At 54.0% G+C, this 18,866-nt stretch carries 18 protein-coding genes; 12 read left to right on the forward strand and 6 right to left on the reverse strand.

Annotated features, from left to right (window positions below; all coding sequences use genetic code 11):
- Positions 1 to 139: 139 nt before the first annotated feature.
- Together SYN7336_RS00900 and SYN7336_RS00905 are read right to left on the reverse strand one after the other, a co-directional pair.
- Positions 140 to 586 (reverse strand): HNH endonuclease, encoded by a 447-nt coding sequence (locus SYN7336_RS00900; RefSeq protein WP_026100581.1) that lies wholly within the window; start codon positions 584 to 586, stop codon positions 140 to 142.
- A gap of 11 nt (positions 587 to 597) precedes the next feature.
- Complete coding sequence (locus SYN7336_RS00905; RefSeq protein ID WP_227498574.1) at positions 598 to 909, reverse strand: hypothetical protein; 312 nt, start codon at positions 907 to 909, stop codon at positions 598 to 600.
- Positions 910 to 1,591: 682 nt separating this feature from the next.
- Here SYN7336_RS00905 and SYN7336_RS00910 point away from each other — a divergent pair.
- From SYN7336_RS00910 to lysS, 4 genes are all read left to right on the forward strand, one after another.
- Entirely contained in the window at positions 1,592 to 2,242 is a 651-nt protein-coding gene (locus tag SYN7336_RS00910) for a hypothetical protein (protein ID WP_017324030.1), read from the forward strand.
- A gap of 137 nt (positions 2,243 to 2,379) precedes the next feature.
- Entirely contained in the window at positions 2,380 to 3,039 is a 660-nt protein-coding gene (locus SYN7336_RS27575) for a tetratricopeptide repeat protein (RefSeq protein ID WP_017324031.1), read from the forward strand.
- A gap of 244 nt (positions 3,040 to 3,283) precedes the next feature.
- Positions 3,284 to 4,168, forward strand: a complete 885-nt coding sequence (locus SYN7336_RS00920; RefSeq protein WP_017324032.1) for a class I SAM-dependent methyltransferase — start codon at positions 3,284 to 3,286, stop codon at positions 4,166 to 4,168.
- Positions 4,169 to 4,291: 123 nt separating this feature from the next.
- Positions 4,292 to 5,791, forward strand: coding sequence for a lysine--tRNA ligase (gene lysS, locus SYN7336_RS00925; protein ID WP_227498647.1), 1,500 nt, complete (start codon positions 4,292 to 4,294; stop codon positions 5,789 to 5,791).
- A 4-nt stretch (positions 5,792 to 5,795) separates the two neighbouring features.
- Here lysS and SYN7336_RS00930 read toward each other — a convergent pair whose 3' ends face one another.
- The gene (locus tag SYN7336_RS00930) at positions 5,796 to 6,458 is read right to left on the reverse strand and encodes a hypothetical protein (RefSeq protein WP_017324034.1); all 663 of its coding nucleotides are present in this window, start codon (positions 6,456 to 6,458) and stop codon (positions 5,796 to 5,798) included.
- A 752-nt stretch (positions 6,459 to 7,210) separates the two neighbouring features.
- Between SYN7336_RS00930 and SYN7336_RS00940 the strand changes: the two genes are divergently transcribed.
- From SYN7336_RS00940 to SYN7336_RS00975, 7 genes are all read left to right on the forward strand, one after another.
- Complete coding sequence (locus tag SYN7336_RS00940) at positions 7,211 to 8,275, forward strand: FecR domain-containing protein (protein WP_017324036.1); 1,065 nt, start codon at positions 7,211 to 7,213, stop codon at positions 8,273 to 8,275.
- A 104-nt stretch (positions 8,276 to 8,379) separates the two neighbouring features.
- Positions 8,380 to 8,601 carry a DUF2839 domain-containing protein gene (locus tag SYN7336_RS00945; RefSeq protein ID WP_017324037.1) on the forward strand — a complete coding sequence of 74 codons (222 nt, stop codon included), beginning with the start codon at positions 8,380 to 8,382 and terminating at the stop codon, positions 8,599 to 8,601.
- 45 nt (positions 8,602 to 8,646) lie between these two features.
- Entirely contained in the window at positions 8,647 to 9,618 is a 972-nt protein-coding gene (locus SYN7336_RS00950) for a class I SAM-dependent methyltransferase (RefSeq protein ID WP_017324038.1), read from the forward strand.
- Positions 9,619 to 9,823: 205 nt separating this feature from the next.
- Entirely contained in the window at positions 9,824 to 10,663 is an 840-nt protein-coding gene (gene cpdA / locus SYN7336_RS00955; protein WP_017324039.1) for a 3',5'-cyclic-AMP phosphodiesterase, read from the forward strand.
- A gap of 124 nt (positions 10,664 to 10,787) precedes the next feature.
- On the forward strand, positions 10,788 to 12,107 hold the full coding sequence (locus SYN7336_RS00965) for a trypsin-like peptidase domain-containing protein (protein ID WP_156819963.1): 1,320 nt from the start codon (positions 10,788 to 10,790) through the stop codon (positions 12,105 to 12,107).
- Positions 12,108 to 12,894: 787 nt separating this feature from the next.
- Positions 12,895 to 13,611, forward strand: a complete 717-nt coding sequence (locus tag SYN7336_RS00970) for a hypothetical protein (RefSeq protein ID WP_193789871.1) — start codon at positions 12,895 to 12,897, stop codon at positions 13,609 to 13,611.
- A gap of 252 nt (positions 13,612 to 13,863) precedes the next feature.
- Positions 13,864 to 15,195: an NAD(P)/FAD-dependent oxidoreductase gene (locus SYN7336_RS00975; RefSeq protein ID WP_017324042.1), complete on the forward strand. Its 1,332-nt coding sequence runs from the start codon at positions 13,864 to 13,866 to the stop codon at positions 15,193 to 15,195.
- Between the two features lie 33 nt (positions 15,196 to 15,228).
- On the opposite strand, the gene SYN7336_RS00980 is transcribed toward SYN7336_RS00975, so the two are convergent.
- The 3 genes from SYN7336_RS00980 to SYN7336_RS00990 form a co-directional block, all read right to left on the reverse strand.
- The gene (locus SYN7336_RS00980; protein ID WP_017324043.1) at positions 15,229 to 15,807 is read right to left on the reverse strand and encodes a Uma2 family endonuclease; all 579 of its coding nucleotides are present in this window, start codon (positions 15,805 to 15,807) and stop codon (positions 15,229 to 15,231) included.
- 48 nt (positions 15,808 to 15,855) lie between these two features.
- Positions 15,856 to 16,806 carry an NAD(P)-dependent alcohol dehydrogenase gene (locus SYN7336_RS00985; RefSeq protein ID WP_026100583.1) on the reverse strand — a complete coding sequence of 317 codons (951 nt, stop codon included), beginning with the start codon at positions 16,804 to 16,806 and terminating at the stop codon, positions 15,856 to 15,858.
- Positions 16,807 to 16,948: 142 nt separating this feature from the next.
- On the reverse strand, positions 16,949 to 17,917 hold the full coding sequence (locus SYN7336_RS00990) for a metal ABC transporter solute-binding protein, Zn/Mn family (protein WP_017324045.1): 969 nt from the start codon (positions 17,915 to 17,917) through the stop codon (positions 16,949 to 16,951).
- 226 nt (positions 17,918 to 18,143) lie between these two features.
- On the opposite strand from SYN7336_RS00990, the gene SYN7336_RS00995 reads away from it, so the two are divergent.
- Positions 18,144 to 18,863 carry a metal ABC transporter ATP-binding protein gene (locus SYN7336_RS00995; RefSeq protein WP_017324046.1) on the forward strand — a complete coding sequence of 240 codons (720 nt, stop codon included), beginning with the start codon at positions 18,144 to 18,146 and terminating at the stop codon, positions 18,861 to 18,863.
- The last annotated feature ends 3 nt before the right edge of the window (positions 18,864 to 18,866 follow it).

The following is an 18,866-nucleotide window of genomic DNA, read 5'->3' on the forward strand; positions in this document are numbered from 1 at the left end:
TCCCGCAAATCCTCTATGCCTGGGACTTCCACGAGAAGGACTTTTATCGCCATTGACATCGCGGCCACTGTCAGAACTAGCAGCAAAATCGATTCCGATCGGATGGCAGCATTGCTCGGAGAAAGTTCTGGGTTAAGACTTAAGACGGTTGAATGGGATCGCCTTCGGGAGGATGCCGATCGAGCTGACGATCGGCTGCGCGAATTGCGATCGTCCTTTGCCGATTTAAGACCAAGACTGCCACAGTTGCCCGCCCAGTTGGGGTGAGACCCACAATCGACAGACCGTCTGCCGACCAAATGAAGTGGTCGCTCCATTGCATTTGTCTCGGATGGAAGAGAGAGGTGCTTTTCCCTGTCAGCAGATCGATCCCCGTCAATTGGTTTGACTTTCTGCGATTGCAGTGAAAACAAGCTAGAGCCAAGTTGTCGAGAGTATCGTCGCCTCCAGCAGATAGAGGTAGGACATGGTCTATCGTAAAACGGATGTACTGCCATTGCTCGCTAGCATGACAGTATTCACACAAGTAATGGGCTCGCTGTCGGACTCTCTGCCGGACGGATGCGGAAAGCTTGGTGCGAGCCACTCGTGCGATCCCTAGGTTGGCTGTCCGAGGGCGAGGTTGCGCACAGTGCGATTCACCAGGCTGAGGTAATCGTCAATGACTTCGTAGCGATCTAATTCTTCTTCTTCTTTTGGGCTGAGAGTAGACTCGCGCTGTTTGGACAATAACGCCTCAATGTGAGACTGCACGAACTGGGAGGCTCTAAAAACAGGAATTCCTTCTTCCAAATCAATTCGTACAGCCCCTTCAACGGGTAATGACTCGGGTAGGCGATCGAGTTGTGGCAGCGAGGGCAAGAACATAGCACCCACCAAAAACTGTGGCGAGTCAATTATATCTGTCACTGTCTTCCTACATCTGCTGGGCATAAACCTCATCCATGTTGAGACCTGGAGTTTTTAGGCATTGCACTCAGCCCCCTAAATCCCCCACCAGTGGGGGACTTGTGAAAGGTTCTCGACTTCGTTCTACAGCTTTAACAACAGCGATCTCGTTCCCCGTCTCCCAAAGCCAGCTAGTCCTGTAGTCAAGTCCCCCAGAATGGGGGATTAGGGGGCGAATGCAGCGAGTGACAGCGCTAGTGAGATCGGCTAATAGGCATCTCCTCAAAACTACGGGTTTCAGACTAGATGCGGTTTATATAGCGGTTTCGGGATGAATGAGGTACATCAAAAGCTTTGCCATGACAACGTTACAGATGCCATGCTATACCTCACTCCAATGAAAACTGCTATAAGCAGCGAGATTGACGAGCCCCCAACCTTTTTTTGCCGTCCGTGCCCGCGCATCAACATTGCCGATGCCGTAATGACGAGATCCATAACATTTAGGCGAACCGATCGCATCCTGTGGCAAGCACTGGATTTTAGCTGAGGTTCTGTTCTCCCTTTCAATATCAACGTGCCATACCCTTTCATCGTGACAATTTATTCATCGTGACAAATTATCGCAAATGCTGGGTTAAAGTCTCAGTGAGTCCCTGGCTTGAGTACGATAGAAACAATTGAAGTCTCGAACGGTCCATCCATGCGTGAGACAAAATATTCGCTGCTCGACCTGCAAAAGCGCTATCGCATCGATCTAGATGAATTAACACAGTGGTTGCAGTTGCTCGACATTGAAATTTATCCCCATGCTGACGGGGTCGATCGCCATGCGGCAGTGGATGAAGAAGAACTGCCGCTCCTCGACGCCCTCCACCGCCACCTCCAGGCGGGAGGCAAATTAGCAGAGTTTTCGGGGGCGATGCTGCCCGAGGTCTTGCCCGCCAGCAACTTATCTCCCCAACCCGGCGATCGCCTCCAATCGATACCGCGATCGCCAATGCTGGCTCCCCTGCCCCGCTTGCTGTCAGACGACGATCGGTATGGGAGCAACAATAATGGCGATCGCCTGTCTTTAAGTCAATTGAGAGAGCAGTTCGAGTTTTTAGACGACTGCGCAGCCCGCCTGTGGTTGCTCACCACCGAGCAGGTGTGTTCCATCACGGGGCTCAAAGCCAGTACGCTATTGGCCCGAGTCAAAGCAACAGGCGACTGTCGCTGGCAGTCGTGGACGTTTACCCGTGCGGGACGTCAGGGTCGCGAATCTCTCTGGAAGGTGGGCAGCCCTCGCATTACCTCCTCTGTCGCCATTGAGCTAGCAGGCAAGAAATCCAAGGTTCATTCGACCAATTAGCTCAATTTTGCGGAAACCCTGCACTCCACCGCTGGCCCCGCTTCCAGGCGGTCCCCTCAATCGGGTTAAATTTTGGTTGAATTCCGTTCCAGATCGGATAGAACTGGCTATGGTGGGGAGAAAGTGAGGGTTAGCCCGTGCGAGCTTGGGGTTTAGCAGTTCTGGCAGGGTTAGCGGTGGCCGCCCCAGCGGCGGCACAGGTGCCGGAAGGACCCATCTGCCAGGTGGACCGAGAATTTGGCTTGCGCTGCCAGCCCCTGCGCCGCCCTTCGCGCTTGCAGGAAAGGTCCACCTACTCTGCCACCCTCTCCAGCGATCGCGATCGCTTGCTAGACATCGGTCGCCAGCGGTTCGACGCGGGGGACATACAGGGAGCCATTGCTTTTTACACGCAGGCGATCGACCGCGACAGCCGCTCTGCTGAAGCCTTTGCCCTTCGCGCCACAGCCTATCTCTCTAGCGACAATCCCCAACAGGCCGTCAGAGATTACAGTCAGGCGATCGCAGTGGGTACGGGCGATCCCTTGACCGATGCGGCTAACTACGTCGGGCGCAGTTTTGCCCACAGTCGCTTGGGCCAAGCCCGAGAGGCGATCGCCGATGCCACTCAAGCCATCTCCCTCCATCCCTCCTTTGCCGCAGCCTACGCATTGCGAGGCAATGCTCGCATATCCTTGCAAGATTCCAGTGGTGCTTGCGCCGACTGGCAGCAAGCCGCACATTTGTACTGGCAAAGGCAGGAATTCGACCGCTACTCCGGCACATTGACACAAATCCGCTCAGTCCCCTGTCGGTAGCCCGTGCGTTCGCTCGGTTTGAGGCTTATAGAGGGAATTTCAGGGCGATCGAGAGATTAGTGCTAGAATCTGCTTATGTAATTTCACTCAATGACTGGGTAAATACTTAACTTAGTTCGATCCACAGAATCGATATACATTCGTCGACTATATATTCGTCGGTTCCATTGGGTAGGTGCGGCAGTCGATTCTCTTCTCGTCCATTGATTTGTCTAGCCATAGAGCGGTTAGGGGGCAGTTCTGAATGGGTAGCACCATCTCTACGCAATTAGCTCAATATTTGCAACCGTGGGATCGATGCATCACTCGCGCAAGTGGGATCGCAAAATACCCGATCGCCAACCCCAGCCCCGCCTTGCTGGCCAATCGCTATTATTTTAGCCGCCCGGAATGGGCGAGAGAATATTTTGAGGCGTGCCACCGCAACGAGACATTTGAAGCCCGTTGGAGGGCAGCCCTCGGCAGTTGGGATGGCAAGGTGGTGGTAGATATTGGCTGCGGTCCGGGCAATCTGTACGCCACCCTCGGAGGGAAACCCGAGCTGCCGATCGGGGTTGATGTCTCAGAGAAAACTTTGGAGATGGCGCAGGAGATGGGATACGCGCCCCTGCTGGCAGATGCCCACGATCTTCCCCTCAAGTCTGGCTTTGCAGATGTTGTCGCCTTAAATGCAACCTTGCACCATTGCGATAACATGCCTCGGGTCTTAAGTGAGGCCGCCCGTTTAGTTCGCCCGAACGGCCTGCTGATTACCGATTGCGATCCTCAACAGTCAGCTTGGAACTTTCGAGGTCTGGGATGGTGGTTGTGGCGGTTGAGGTTGCCCGTGTATCGCTGCATTCAGCGGGGCGGGCATCGATCGATCGAGCAACAAAGATGGTGCGAAGCCTCGGAAGTTCACCACAGGCCGGGATATGGCGTCACGCCGAGCTTATTCCATCAGGTTTTAAGGCCGTTAGGGTTTGACGTCCAGGTTGTACCCCACAACCATACCGTTGGCGTACAGGCGTTAAAGGGAGACTGCGGTCGGGCGGCCAGCAAATATCGCTGGGCTCAACGACTCTCCGGGATCGACCCCGATTCTGTGGAGGCAGCCCTGTCATTAATGTGCATTGCCAAAAAGCGCTAAGGTCGGCCGAGCATCTAACATCCCTTGGAGCGCAAGCCAATCGTCCCCTAGACTGTTGGAGGTCTGAAACATCTCGTTCACATGTCTACTCCACCTGCTTCTCCCGATCGACCGCCAGAGGATATCGATGCTCTCAAAGCCGCGCGCATCGAGAAAGTGCATCAATTGCGATCGCAGGGAATCGAACCCTATGCCTACCAGTTCGATCGCACCCACATGGCCCGAGATCTGCAAGACAAATATGCCGATCTGGCGGCTGGGGAAGAAGTCGGCGATCGCGTTTCGATCGCCGGTCGCATCATGTTGCGGCGCGTCTTTGGCAAACTGGCCTTTTTCACCCTGCAAGATGATTCCGGTACCATTCAGCTCTATCTAGATAAGCAGCGGATTGGTGCGGGCATGGGGGAAGGGGCCTTCAACACCCTGAAAAAAATGACCGACGCAGGCGACTGGTTGGGAGTTTCGGGAACCATCAAACGCACCGATAAAGGGGAATTGTCGGTGGCAGTGGACGAATACCAAATCCTGAGTAAGTCGCTGCTGCCACTCCCCGACAAGTGGCACGGGCTCAAAGATGTGGAAAAGCGCTATCGCCAACGCTACATCGACATGATGGTCAATCCAGAGGTGCGCGAAACCTTTCGGCAGCGGGCGATCGTCGTGCGTACGATTCGCCATACCCTCGAAGATCGCGGCTTTTTAGAAATTGAAACCCCCGTCTTGCAGTCGGAAGCGGGGGGGGCCGAAGCGCGTCCGTTTAGCACCCACCATAACGCCCTCGGTCTCGATCTATTCCTGCGCATTGCCACCGAACTCCATCTCAAGCGTCTCGTTGTGGGCGGTTTCGAAAAGGTGTTCGAATTGGGCCGTATCTTCCGCAACGAAGGCATCTCCACCCGCCACAACCCCGAGTTCACTTCTGTCGAGGTGTATCAAGCCTACGGCGACTATCGCGACATGATGGCCCTGACCGAGACGATAATTGTCAACTGCGCCCGAGCGGTATTGGGTACCACAACGTTGACCTATCAGGACGAGGCGATCGATCTGACCCCCCCTTGGCGTCGGGTGACGATGCACGACTTAGTGCAAGAGAAGACGGGGATTGATTTCGAGCAATTTGCCGGTAAACCGGCAGATGAGGCGCTCGCGGCAGCAAAGACAGCAGTCGCCGGTTTGAATCTGAAGGGCATGGAGGACTGTGACAGTTTGGGACTGCTGTTAGTCAAGACCTTTGAGGATTGCTGCGAAGCGGATCTGCGCCAGCCCACGTTCGTGCTGGATTATCCGGTGGAAAACTCGCCGCTGGCTCGGGTGCATCGCTCTAAGCCCGGATTGGTGGAGCGGTTCGAGCTCTTCATTGTCGGTCGCGAAACGGCAAATGGCTATTCGGAGTTGAACGATCCGCTCGATCAGCGCGCTCGCCTAGAAGCTCAGGCGGCCCTCAAAGCTGCTGGCAACGAAGAAGCGCACTTTTTAGATGAGGACTTTGTCACGGCGATCGAACACGGCCTCCCCCCCACAATGGGTCTGGGGATTGGCATCGATCGCCTTTGCATGCTGCTGACCGACTCCGCTAGCATCCGCGATGTTATCGCTTTCCCCCTCTTGCGCCCCGAGTAAGGATTTACGCGGCAGTTCTGACAAACTCGCAGCGGCGTCTGAGCGAGCAATCCCCGCATTTGGGCCGTTTGGCCTTACAAACCAGCGCTCCAAAATCCAGCAAGGCCAGGTTCCACCGATCCACACGCCGTTGTGGGGCGACAAGTTCCGCGAGGGCTTTGTAGTCGGGATCTCGTTGGGGCAAGCGCAGCAGCGGCAAGCCGAAAAAGCGACCGAGGATGCGAGCCACATTCACGTCTAAAACGGGCGTGCGCTGGCCGTGGGCACAGGCGCAGATGGCTTTGGCGGTATACGGTCCCACGCCGGGGAGCGCGAGTAGTTCCGTTTCGCGTTTGGGAATGCGACTGCGATAGTCCTGAATGAGAAGATGGGCGGATTGGTGCAGGCGTTCGGCTCTAAACCGCAGCCCGAGGGGGGCCAACAGCCGTTCTAGCTCGGCTACGTCAGCTCGGGCGAGGCGATCGAGATTGGGGTATTGGACTAGAAAGCGATCGTAGATGGGCACAACGCGATCGGCGTCGGTTTTTTGCAACAAAAATTCGGCGATGAAAATTTTGTAAGGTTCGCGGGTTCGTCGCCAGGGAAAGTCTCTCGTATTGTATTTGGCCCAGGCTTTAATGTGATGCCGGAACCAGTTGAGTCGAGCAGCTGAGGGAGAGATGCCCATCGAAGTCTACAACACTTTCCCCAAGCTTAATATACGTGAGGAATTTGCTCCCAAATACTTGTTAAAGATAAGGTGGCGGCGATCGCAGGCGGCAACACCACAATCTCAAATTATCATAAGCAAAGCTCTGGAAATCTGTCTAAAGGTTTAAGTTCAACTTCAACTTCACAACATTTCACATTGAGCGATCGCCAGTGTTGCTTGCAGTGCGGCTCACCGCTCGCTATAGCTCGGCTTGCGACAGCCGGCATTTTGTTTCCCCTCTTGTTGTCGTTGGTTTAAACTAGTTAGCGGTAGAGTCACACTTGCAGAATGGGGCGGCATTCAGCAACAGCTTACTGAGTAGCCTGTTGAAGTTTTGACGCTAGATCGAAATGATTGTCTTCATTTGAACAACGCCTTGGCTTCGAACGTAATCTAGGGCTTTATGGATGTCTCGATCGACTCGTATTGATTAGAAGTAGACCGAATGATTGAGAATGCCCAACTTGAGAATGTCCAACTTGAGAATATCCAACTTGCAGAATGTCCAACTTGAGAATGTCCAACTTGAGAATATCCAACTTGAGAATGTCCAACTTGAGAATGTCCAATGAGTTTCAAAGGAGTTAAATTACTGCTTTTTTAAATAATTGTTTGAGTTTTCTTGAGGAAAAAAACTGGCCATTTCCCCTTTAGCATATCTCTAGGGGTATGAGACCTAAGAACAAAGATGGGATTGATAATATCTCAGCGCCATTCTGTCTCCTGTCATGCATCGGTTCCCTGCCTACGCCCAAACCACTCAACTTGTCGGCAGTCTCGCGATCGCCACTCTCCTCTCAACCCTTGCGATTCCGGCTCGGGCAGACAACCCTCTACCCCTGACAGAAGCCACCGTCGATCGCGTGGTCAACGCAGTCACAGTTGAATTGCAACGGCAGCCCATCCGGCCTGCCAAAGTGAGCGATTTGCTCGTTCCAGAAGACAAGCTGGCAACGGCAGCGCAGGCACTCGCCCAGATGATTTTTAACGATGCCTCTCTCATTCGAGTGGGGCAAAATTCTTTATTTCAGTTTGTGCCTGCCGAACGTCAACTTCAACTGAATGACGGGGAAATGGTGGTAGTCACACCTGTAGGGGCAGGTGGGGCCACAGTGGTAACACCTTCGGCAGTTGCTGCAGTGCAGGGCAGTTTGATCGCACTCAAAAGCGAGGAGCAGCAGGGGGACAATGTCCTGGAAGCGTTCACCTTCACCAGTGAGTTACAGCTCTACAATCGAGAGTTTCAGGAGATTGGGCGCTTGCAGCCCGGAGAATTCGGGCTGGTGCGCAATGGCGTTTTGGAAGAAGTGCGGCTCTTCGATCGCTGCAGCGAGTTAGCTTCAAATCCTTTATTGACAGGGCTTCACCCCGAGGACCTATCAATTGAACAGGAATCTGAAGCCGCCGCCGCAACCTTACGTCAAGAACGACAAATTATCGAGGCCCAACAGATCTGCGATCCTTTACTCGAAACTATCGATCCCACCCAACCCGAAGTCCCGATTGCTGCAGGCACTGGCCTTTTATTTGCTCTTGTGGGTCCTTTTTTAGCCGGTGGCGATAGCTCTGGCGGGGAGTCTGTCATTGAGATAACTCCTTCCGATATGACAACTTCTAATGGGACAACTTCTAATGGGACAACTTCTAATGGGACAACTTCTTCTGATGGGAAACCACCTCTTCTAATCACTCCATCCACAGGTATTCCCGAACCCACTGCCGTGTTGGGCAGCCTGCTGGCTCTGGCTATCGGTGCTGCCATGAGGTACAGGCGATCCTCCTCCAAACGCTAGCTAGCCCATCTATAGCCAACTAGTCTCAACTTTGCATATTTTGATGGAACCTTTCGGTCAGGCGTGGTTTGATGAAAGTGCTATGCGTCTGTGAGGAAATAGTCGTGGGAGAAGCCAAACGCCGCCAAGAGGAATTGGGCGAGAAATATGGCGAGCCCGATCTCGAACCCATTTGGCCCGGTGCCCCAGTGAATAAAGGGCAAATGAAACAGGTTTACGAGTTGACCACGCGCGGAGCCTGGATCGGGATTGGCGGCATGGCCGTCTACTGGGTGGTGGTGAGAATTATCGGCCCCGTCTTTGGGTGGTGGCATATTTCGTCTTAACCCCTCATCGTTCCAACACTATCCAAATCGCCGAACTGAACGCTTATGACTGTCGCCGTTGATTCCCCCCCTGCCAAAAGAACCCCGCTCGTCCGTCTGGTAAACGGTTTATTGGCGATTCAGCCTCTCTACAACTGGGCAAGGCAACAGGCCCGCGATCGGATGATTCGTCGAGCCGAGTCGATGGGGGTGGCGTGGCGCGATCGCACCGCCCAACTCAAAGCCCAAATTGGTCCCCAAGCCCTCGGCACGGGCACCCACTTATCCCCCGAATGGGCCAGTCTCTGGCAGCGCATCCGCAACCCCAACCTGGCCTACCCCAACTATTACCAGTCCCCCTTCCACGCCTATCCTGCAGGCAACCTCAGTTGGGACGCCGCCACAGAGGTAGAGGTGGCAGCCTATGCCGTTCACGCCGGGATTTGGCCCGATGCGGGCGTGGAGGGCGATGCCCGCATGAGGGCCGCCTATCACGATATTGTGGCCGCCCAGTTACCGACTCCCCCGGTCGATGTGCTGGATTTGGGCTGCAGCGTCGGCATGAGTACATTTGCTCTGCAAGATCGCTTCCCTACAGCCGCTATGACTGGCCTGGATTTGTCCCCCTATTTCTTGGCGGTGGCCCAGCAGCGGGCCGATCGGCAACAGCGTCAGGTGCGCTGGCATCACGCGGCAGCCGAGGCCACCGGTTTACCCGACAATTCCTACGATCTCGTCTCCCTCTGCTTGGTGTGTCACGAGTTGCCCAGCACGGCCTCGCGGGCAGTGTTTGCCGAAGCCCACCGCCTACTGCGCCCTGGCGGCCACTTGGCCCTAATGGATATGAACCCCGACAGCGAGGTGCATCGCAATATGCCCGCGTTTGTCTTGACATTGCTCAAGAGTACCGAGCCCTTTTTAGACGATTACTTTAGTTTCGATATTGCTTCGGCGATCGCCGAGGCCGGTTTTGAGACTCCCCATCAAGAGGCGAGTAGCCCCCGCCATCGCACGCTCGTGGCCCGCTGCCTCAAATGAGGTTGCCGATGGGCGTTAAACCCGTTAAAGTCCATCGGCAGTGACCGCGATCGCAGCAAAAGAGCGATCGGATCGTCACACTGGAACTACTTTCGCCGCATCGAGCCATTGCTAGCGCCCTCAATTGCCTTGCCCTCGTTCCCCTTTCACGATCGCGCTGGCATTCATACGGGCTCGGTCGGGACTCACTAGCCTAACGCAGCGCATGTCTACCCACAGCCTCTACGCCATCCAAATCACAGACACCCACCTGTTTGCGCGGCCCCAAATGCAACTGTTGGGGGTCGATACCTCCCAGACGTTGCAGGGGGTGCTGGAGGCGATCGCCCAACTCCAACCGCCCCCCGATCTGCTCTTAGCAACCGGCGACCTATCGCAAGACGGCAGCCCCGAGTCCTACCAACGACTCCGCCAAGCCCTTGCCGCTTTGTCCATCGATACCTACTGGCTTCCCGGCAATCACGATTCGCTGCCTGCCATGGAAGCCGTTTTGGGAGCACCCCGCTGGGAAGCGGGAGAAAGACTGGGAGAAAGCGATCGCCTCTTGGCCGACAAAACCTTTGGGCGGGGCAACTGGCGCTTTATTCTGCTCAACTCGGCAGTACCCAAACAGGCGGGAGGTCATCTCGCTGTCGAGCAATTAGAGCGGCTGGAGCAGCAGTTGAGCGCGGCCTGCCATCAGGACCGGCACGTGCTGATTTGCTTGCACCATCCCCCCTTTTTAATAGAGTCGAAATGGCTAGATACCTCCACTCTGGCGAATCCAACCGAGCTGTTTGCCGTGCTGGATCGATTTGACTGCGTGCGTGCGGTCTTGTTCGGCCACGTCCATCAAGCCTGGAACTATACCCGGCGGGGGGTGAAATATCTGGCCTGTCCCTCCACTTGCGTTCAGTTTCAACCCCGTAGCGATCGCTTTTCGCTAGAGGCGATCGCCCCCGGAGTGCGCCAACTGTGGTTCTATCCCGACGGTCGCTTCGAGTCGAAGGTGCTGCGGGTGGAAGTGGCTGCCGCGACTCCCGACGCCCTCGCCACTGGATATTAAGTACAAGCGCAGGCCATCACAGGGGAATGGGGTTTGTATCCGGTTCGACTGAGGGGCAAGCGGGTAAGGTGGTCTATTGTGGGCTTATTGAAAAAAGCATGTTTCTAAACTAGGAAGGTCGAGCGTGAGTTGTCATTGGAAGCTTGGGATAGCGGCGGCGGCACTGGGACTGAGCGGAATCTGGCTCGATTTCAGTCCTCCTATAGAGGTCGACAGCCGCCGCAATACAACCCTGTCAGCGATGTCAGCCTTGCCATCGCAATCTCCTAAGACATCACCCGAGACATCAGTGTTGGCGAGCGATCGCCTGCCGCAGCTGGTGGCGCAAAAAGTGGGGGGCAGCGCCGACGATCGCCCTGACGCCCAAGACCGAGGCAGGCTCGCGATCGAAGGCAGTACATTGTTGTCTAACGGCAGTTTGGGCAATGGCTATCGACTTTCGGTCAGGAATGGCGATCGCATCGCGCTCGAACTGGACTCGGAGGACTTCGATACCTATTTGCGCGTGTTGGATCGCAACGGCGCAGTCGTAGTCGAAAACGACGATCGCTCCGACTTTAATTTCAACTCCCGCGTTTTTGAAACCTTCGAGCCGGGAGAATACGTTGTCCTGGTTTCCACCTACGGCGTTTTGCAACAGGGTCAATACACCCTCTCGGTCACGGGTGCAGACAGGCTGCGGGCGATCGATGCCCGCGATTTGCCCCTGGCCGGCAATACCGATCTACAACCCCTCGATATTGAAGCGGCGATCGCCGAGATGGCTTCGAGGGAAGCGGAAAATTCTGACTTAGAAGCTCGTTTTCGCAGCATTGTGCAGGTCTACATCGGCGTCAATACGGGGTCGGGCACCCTCTTGACAGACAAAGGACTGTTGTTGACCAACTTTCACGTCTTAGCCGAGAGCGACAACTCGACCCAACCCTTGGACGAAACCATTTACATCGGTTTAGCCCTCCGCCCCGATCGCCCCGTTACCCCCTTGTTTCGCGGCACCATCAAACGAATGGCTCCCGAAGAGGATCTGGCATTGGTGCAAATTACCAGCGATCTGTTAGGCAATCCTCTCCCCGCCAATTTGCAATTCAATACGATTCCGTTAGGGGATGTGGACGGGGTTACCTTGGGGGAGCCGATTACTGTCTTGGGATTTCCTGGAACCACGGCCATTCAGGCGGGGGGAGCATCTTACCTAACGCTGACTCAGGGGGTGGTGAGCGCCATTTTGTCGAGGGATGGCAAGCGCTACGATTTTTTGTCGGATGTGACAGTGAATGCGGGCAATTCAGGCGGCGCGACCTTGAATGCGAAGGGGGAGCTGATTGCGGTACCTTCGGGAACGGTGTCGGAAACCGGTCGCAGTCCCAGCGATATTGACGAGGCTTCTGTATTGCGGGCAATCTCCACCATTCCCAGTGAATGGTTTTCCCTGATCGATCGCTAACAAGATCGAGGTCGAAGCCATCCCGATCTTCCAAACGAACGAGATCCGAGTTTCAGATGGATTGACACCATGCCAGGAGCATGTCCCTGTAGGGGCGGGGTTTCCCCCCAGTGCAAGATCTGCCGCGCAAAATACGTCCGAATGCAATTGACCTATTTCCAATCATTCTCTCATTATTTCTGCGTGCGGAACGAATTTCATCATGTTGTCACTCCAAAAAGCCGAGTGGTATCAACAAAATTGACATAAAATACAATACACACCTGCACCAATTTAGAATAAAAAGTCCCCTAGCGAGCCATCTTTCTCCTTAAATAGGGCTTGTCCCTGCCAGAACGTTTGCTTGGCATATCCAATGGTGCCAAACGAGGAATTGCAACAAACCTCAATTTATTTATGACTAAAAAGTGTTCGTGAATGCAAGGTCAGGAAAGCTAATATTTTGTAGGTATAAACACAAGAGACCACGAGTCTCATAGTTGATATTACGGATTTTCTAAGATCGCGTCGCTACTATCATGTGAAGCAAGGCTCAGTCTGTGAGGTTGATTGACACTTCTGCGAGGTTAAATGACGCTTAATGAGTAGTCTTCTACGGATCGGTAGCGCTGCACAGTCTAAAGCAGCCCAAATTTTTGAGAATAATGAGTCAAAAATCTGGTGGCTTCTCAGGATGGGGGTATGCTGGGAATTCATTGGCCACGGAGCCTTTGGCGTAATCACCAAAAGTGGATGGCTCCCTTATTTTGCGGTATGGGGCATTCCAGAGTGGGCAGCTTGGCGACTGATGCCAATCGTTGGCACGATGGATATTGTGCTGGGATTGATGGCTTTCTTTGCACCTAGAAAAGCTTTTTTGCTATTCATGGCAGCCTGGGGGTTGATGACGGCCTTTCTCAGACCGCTTGCCGGAGAGCCCGTCAGTGAGTTATTCGAGCGAAGCTATAACTACGGCATACCGTTTGCTGCCTTCTTGATGATTTGGTGGGATGTCAAGCGCCACGGATGGTTTCAATGGGTCAAAAATATTCCAACTCTCAGTACAGAGCAATGGCGCTTTCTCAGGACTTTCCTACAGGTGACGATCGCGATCTACCTCATCGGCCACGGTATTTTTGGCGCAATTGATGGCAAGGCTGGCTTGGCGGGTCACTATGATGCTGTCGGTATTTCTGCCCTATTTGGCTCTACCCAGATGGCGATGATAACGATTGGCTGGTTTGAGGTTGTCCTGGGTGTCTCAGTTTTGTTGAAGCGATCGGCCCCACTGCTATTTTTCATCTGTGTGTGGAAAATGGCCTCAGAATCATTATTTATCTTCTCGGGTGCAACTTGGGGCATCTTTGAATTTATCGAGCGTGGAGCTAGCTACGCTGCTCCCCTTTCCTTGTATTTCGTGATGGCAACCATCGAAGAGCGCAAGTCTGGCTCAATTATGGCTGAAGGCAATACTGAAGATAATCTCGAACCGAGCGAACTCGACTCAGCTGAATCAGCCTCTTAAAGAGAGTAGAGCCTTATCTCCTCATTCGTGCGGATGAGGGGACGGCTCTAATAATAATTTTCCTGAAAAAAACTCAAAGATTATTTTTCTAGAAGGGACGTCAATCAAATAATAGCTCATCAGAAAGGTTCGCACTGAGGGTAAAGGATATTGCACCCCGATTTTCAATGACGAAGTTAATCCGAAACGCTCTGAGCATTTCAGCTATTGTAATGTCCTAGGCTTTTCGCCTCGATCGAGGAAAAGAAAGAGATGAAAAGGCAACTTAAAGCCGTTGTTGTAGGTGCTGGCTTTGGTGGCATGCAAGCAGCTCAATCTCTAGCTAAACTGGGATTAGAGATCTTGTTGATCGATCGCAACAACTACAGTACCTTTATTCCTCTGCTCTATCAGGTGGCAGCCGCTCAGTTGGAACCCGAGCAGATTGCTTATCCCATTCGAACGTTAGTACGACATTCAACTAGCATTCGCTTTTTAATGGCTGAGGTTCACCACATCAATTTCTCCCGTCAGACGATCGAAACCGAGGATGCTATTATCCCCTATGATTTTTTAGTATTGGCGACAGGCAGTCGAACCCAATTTCTGGGTGTTCCAGGAGCTGCACAATATGCATTATCGATGAGAAATTTTGATGAAGCGATCGCGATCAGAAACCATATTTTGCAATGCTTCGAACGAGCAAATCGATCGTCAGATGCAAACCGTCGCCAACAACTACTGACATTTTCGATCGTCGGCGGTGGTCCCACAGGAATTGAGATGGCAGGGGCATTAGTGGAACTGAAGGGAGCATTGAGGCGAGACTACCCCGAACTCGATTTCCAACAGATTCGAATTATCTTACTTCAGTCTGGCAATGCGATCCTGGCCGATCTCCCCCCTTCTTTGGGCCGCTATACCTTTCATAAACTGCGTCAGAAGGGTGTTGAGATTCAGCTCCAGGCTAGAGTCAGCCAAGTCACACCGACGAGCATACACTTACACTCTGGTATGGCGCTGCCAACAGCAACCGTGATTTGGACAGCGGGTCAGGAAGCTTCTATTCCCAGAACTTCAGCGGAGCTGAGAACTGCAGCCAAAGGGAAATTAGTCGTGTTGCCCACCCTGCAGTTGGAGTCTCACCCTAATGTTTATGTCATTGGAGACTCAGCCCACGTACTGCACCGAGGCAAGCCCTTGGCGGGGGTCGCGCCAGAAGCCTTGCAGCAAGGGGTTGCTGTAGCTCGCAACATCGCTCGACAGCTTGCGGGGAAAACGCCCAGACCTTTCCACTACTTTAACAAGGGGAGGCTGGCTATCATCGGTTGCTACTCGGGGGTGGGTCAAATTGGGCCATTCTCCCTGACGGGGTTTCTGCCGTGGCTGATGTGGCTAGTGGTCCATTTCATTTATCTGCCGGGTTTTCGCAGTCGATTACTAGTGTTGTTCAGTTGGCTGCATAATTACATCTTTCAAGATCGCGCTATCCGCCTAATATTGGGCTCTAGGAGCGATCGGAAAATCGTGCCCGAGAGAGCTGAGACTCTACGTCTTTCGTTGCCAAAACCTGGATTTGCACAAACTTCTAAGCGTTCCTCGTAGTGGAGGCTTGCCGAAGTCCAGTAGTTGTGGGAGTCAAGTCGATTCACGAACCCTAAGCCAAGCAAACAGTTGCGATCGCTTCAACTCTAAGCTTTTGGCAAACTCCGGCACTGGCAACAGTCCTTCATCTTCCTCATCAAACCCTTGAGGTTGCTGCCGAGCGCGATAAACTAGCACGATCTGCTCGTCGGGATCGACCAGCCACCCCAATTGAGTCCCGCCATCGAGGCAGTACAGCAGTTTTTTCGTGACGCGGGTGACCGACTGGCCGGGACTGAGGATTTCAATCGCCCAATCGGGCGCTGCCGCGAAGCTGTTGGCAATCGTTCCATCGGGATTGCTGGGAAGTCGATCCCAAGTAAACACCGCAATGTCAGGAACAATCGAGCGTCCCCCAAACGTACAGCGCAGCTCGGGCAGGGCTAGAGCCGAGCGCTCCTTTTCGGTCACCCCATTAATAGCATTGGCCAATTTCAGTTGCAGGCGGCTGTGCTGTCCTTGGGGCATCAGCTTTTGCAGAATTTGACCGTCAATAAATTCGCTGGCGGGCTCGGTTTCTGGCAGTGCGAGAAATTCTTCTACAGAGGTGGGTTGAGTTGGGGTTTGGACCATTACGATCGCTCCTGTGCTACAAGCACCCTGCCCATCTTAACGGGTTGCTCAGTCGCCAGCGACGGCGATCGCGATCTTGCCCACAGTGTGTCCCCGCTCGCTGTGGGTATGGGCGGTGGCTACTTCTGAGAGTGGGTAGGTGCGATCGAGAATGGGGCGCAGGCGATCGCCTTCAATCCACTGTTTGAGATCGCTCAGATCGCTGTTGTTCGGGCGGGCCAAAATCGATCTGGCTTTGGGGCCGGGAAGCCATTCTCGTATCAATCCTTGCAAGACAGCACCAGGGGTGGGAAGGGTGGTAATGTATGTGCCTTTGGGGTGGAGGATGGAGCGGCAACTGCTGAAGGACTGTTTGGCAACTGCGTCGAAGACAATGTCGTATGTCGTGTCTGTATGGGTGGTGAAGTCTTGCTGGGTATAGTCGATCGCGCGATCGCAGCCCAGAGATTTGACGAACTCGATGTTTTTACTGCTGCAGACACCGGTGACGCGAGCGCCGAGGGCTTTGGCAATTTGGACGGCAAAGGTACCCACTCCCCCCGAAGCGCCGTTGATGAGAACGGTTTGCCCCGATTGCAGTTTTCCTTTATTGCGCAGAGCTTGAAGGGCTGTAGTTGCGGCCAGCGGTACTGCTGCTGCTGCTTCGTAGCTCAGATTTTTGGGCTTGAGAGCTGCATATTGGGCGGGGACTGCGACGTATTCGGCATAGGCTCCTGTCGCGAGACCGAGAAAGCCGTAGACTGAATCTCCCGGGCGAAATCCAGCTACAGTTTTGCCAACTGAGACCACCTCACCAGCGAAGTCGCTCCCCAACACCAGCGGCAGTCGGGAGCTGGGGAGCAGTTTGAACATCCCATTGCGGATTTTCCAATCGATCGGGTTGACGCTGGTGGCGCGAACTTTCACCAGTAAGTCATCCGGCTTTTGGGATGGAACGGGAATCTCTTCATACTGCAGAACATCTGCAGAACCATACTTGTGGATAACGATGGCTTTCATTGAGGCTTGCTCCTCCAAAGGTTGCTCGGGCTCCCACACAGGTGATTCCCATTCGCGTTTCAGCTAAGCCCACTGCCATTTTATTTCGGTTCCAGCCGACCCGTTTTCCGTCAGCTTCGCCGAAGAGTTGGGGCAGAGACTGTCAATCCACTACGCTCGATACGAACGGACTGCATGTCCCCCCCAAGCCATCCACGATCGCACAGGTGTTATATTCCAACATTCCTTGATAGCTTCCTTCTGGCGACCCCCGCCGACCAATGCCGTCAGCAATCAAGACGCGATCGGAAATCTCCACCCCCGCTTCTGACGCAACGACGCGCAAAACGCGATCGTTGGTGGTCAATTCGGCAAATACAGTCGGCACCCCACTGGAGCGAATACTCTGCACGAGTTCGCGCACCCGCGCTGCCGTCGGTTCTTCCTCGGGGGACAGTCCCAACAGCGTTCCGGCCACCTCCAAGCCATAGGCGCGAGAGTAATAGCCCATCGCATCGTGAGTGGTTACGAGCAAGCGGCGATCGCTCGGAATTGTCTGAATCTGCTCCCCAATCCATTCATCCAACTGTTCGAGCTCCTGCAGCAGCCTGTCTGTTCTCGACCGGTACAAGTCAGCATGCTCGGGAGATAGCTCGATCGACGTATCTCGCAGCAACTCCACCATGCGGATGCCGTTCTCCACATCGTGCCAAATGTGCGGATCGGGCACTTCTTCCCCTTCAATGCCCACCTCAATCAACTCTTGCACCGCCAACTCGTGAACGGGCACTTTTGGCGCAGGTGAATGGGTGGCTTGCACCATGCGGATGACGGAAGGTTCGAAATTCAGTCCGGCATACAGCACCGCATCTGCCAACTCGATCGCCTGTCTGTCCGATGGCGTGCCCTCGTAGGTGTGGGGATCGCGATCGAAGGCAATCAGGCAGTCGAGCTCGACCGTATCGCCAGCAATCTGTTCCGCCATATCGCACAGCACGCTGTAGGAGGCCACCAGCAACGGTTTCTCCGCATCGACTTGGGGCGATCGCCCGCAGCTTGCCAAGCCCAATCCCAACCCGATCGCCACTACTGCGGTCCACAGGCGATCGCGACTCGTCTCTGTTTGTCTCATCTCCAAGTTCTCAAACCTCAATCAGTTGTATTCGGGCTCGAATGGGGAAATCTACCAACTCGATGGCTAACAGACATCCCAATCCCCAAACTGCCTTTCAGATAAACTCTACAGAGATTGGGGTCATTTTCACAATCATTTCATTTTTAGAGGGAAAATCGAGAATAAGTCTGATATGCTGTCAGCAAACACTGTTTCATATTCCTTTCATTTTTGGAGCGGAGTCGTGCTGCAAGTCAACCATCTCTCTGTCCGCTATCGCGGTATCCACGCTCTGGAGAACGTTCGGTTCTCGGTGGAGCCCGGTCGAGTCGTGGGTATTCTCGGCCCGAATGGGGCGGGGAAAAGTACGATGCTCAAGGCGATGTTGGGGTTGGTGGCTAGTGCAGAGGGTTCGGTATTGTTGGACGATCGCCCGCTGCACCAGCAGCGATCGCGGGTGGCATACGTGCCGCAGCAGTCGCAAATCGATTGGGATTATCCCATCACCGTCTGGAATTTTGTGATGACGGCTCAAACGGTGGATACGGGGATATTTCGGCGGCCCGGTCGGTCGGCGCGGTTGTTGGCCGCAGCGGCGTTGGAGCGGGTCGATGTGGCGGATTTGCGCGATCGGCCGATTAGCGATTTGTCGGGGGGGCAGCGGCAGCGGGTGTTTTTAGCTCGGGCGCTAGCGAAGCGAGCGGATGTATTTTTCCTGGACGAGCCGTTTACGGGGGTTGACCGCAAGACCGAGGATATTATTTTTGATATTTTTCGGGAGTTGAAGGCAGCGGCGAAAACATTGTTGGTGGTGCATCACGATTTGGGTGAAAGTCTGAACCATTACGATCGCCTGGTTTTGTTGAATAAATATTTGGTGGCAGTGGGAACTCGGCCCGAGGTGATGACGATTGATAATTTGGCTCGGGCTTACGGGCAGCCATTACAGTTGGCAGCAGTTTAGTTG

Origin of the sequence: Synechococcus sp. PCC 7336 (assembly GCF_000332275.1) — a bacterium.
Lineage (GTDB): Bacteria > Cyanobacteriota > Cyanobacteriia > Thermostichales > PCC-7336 > PCC-7336.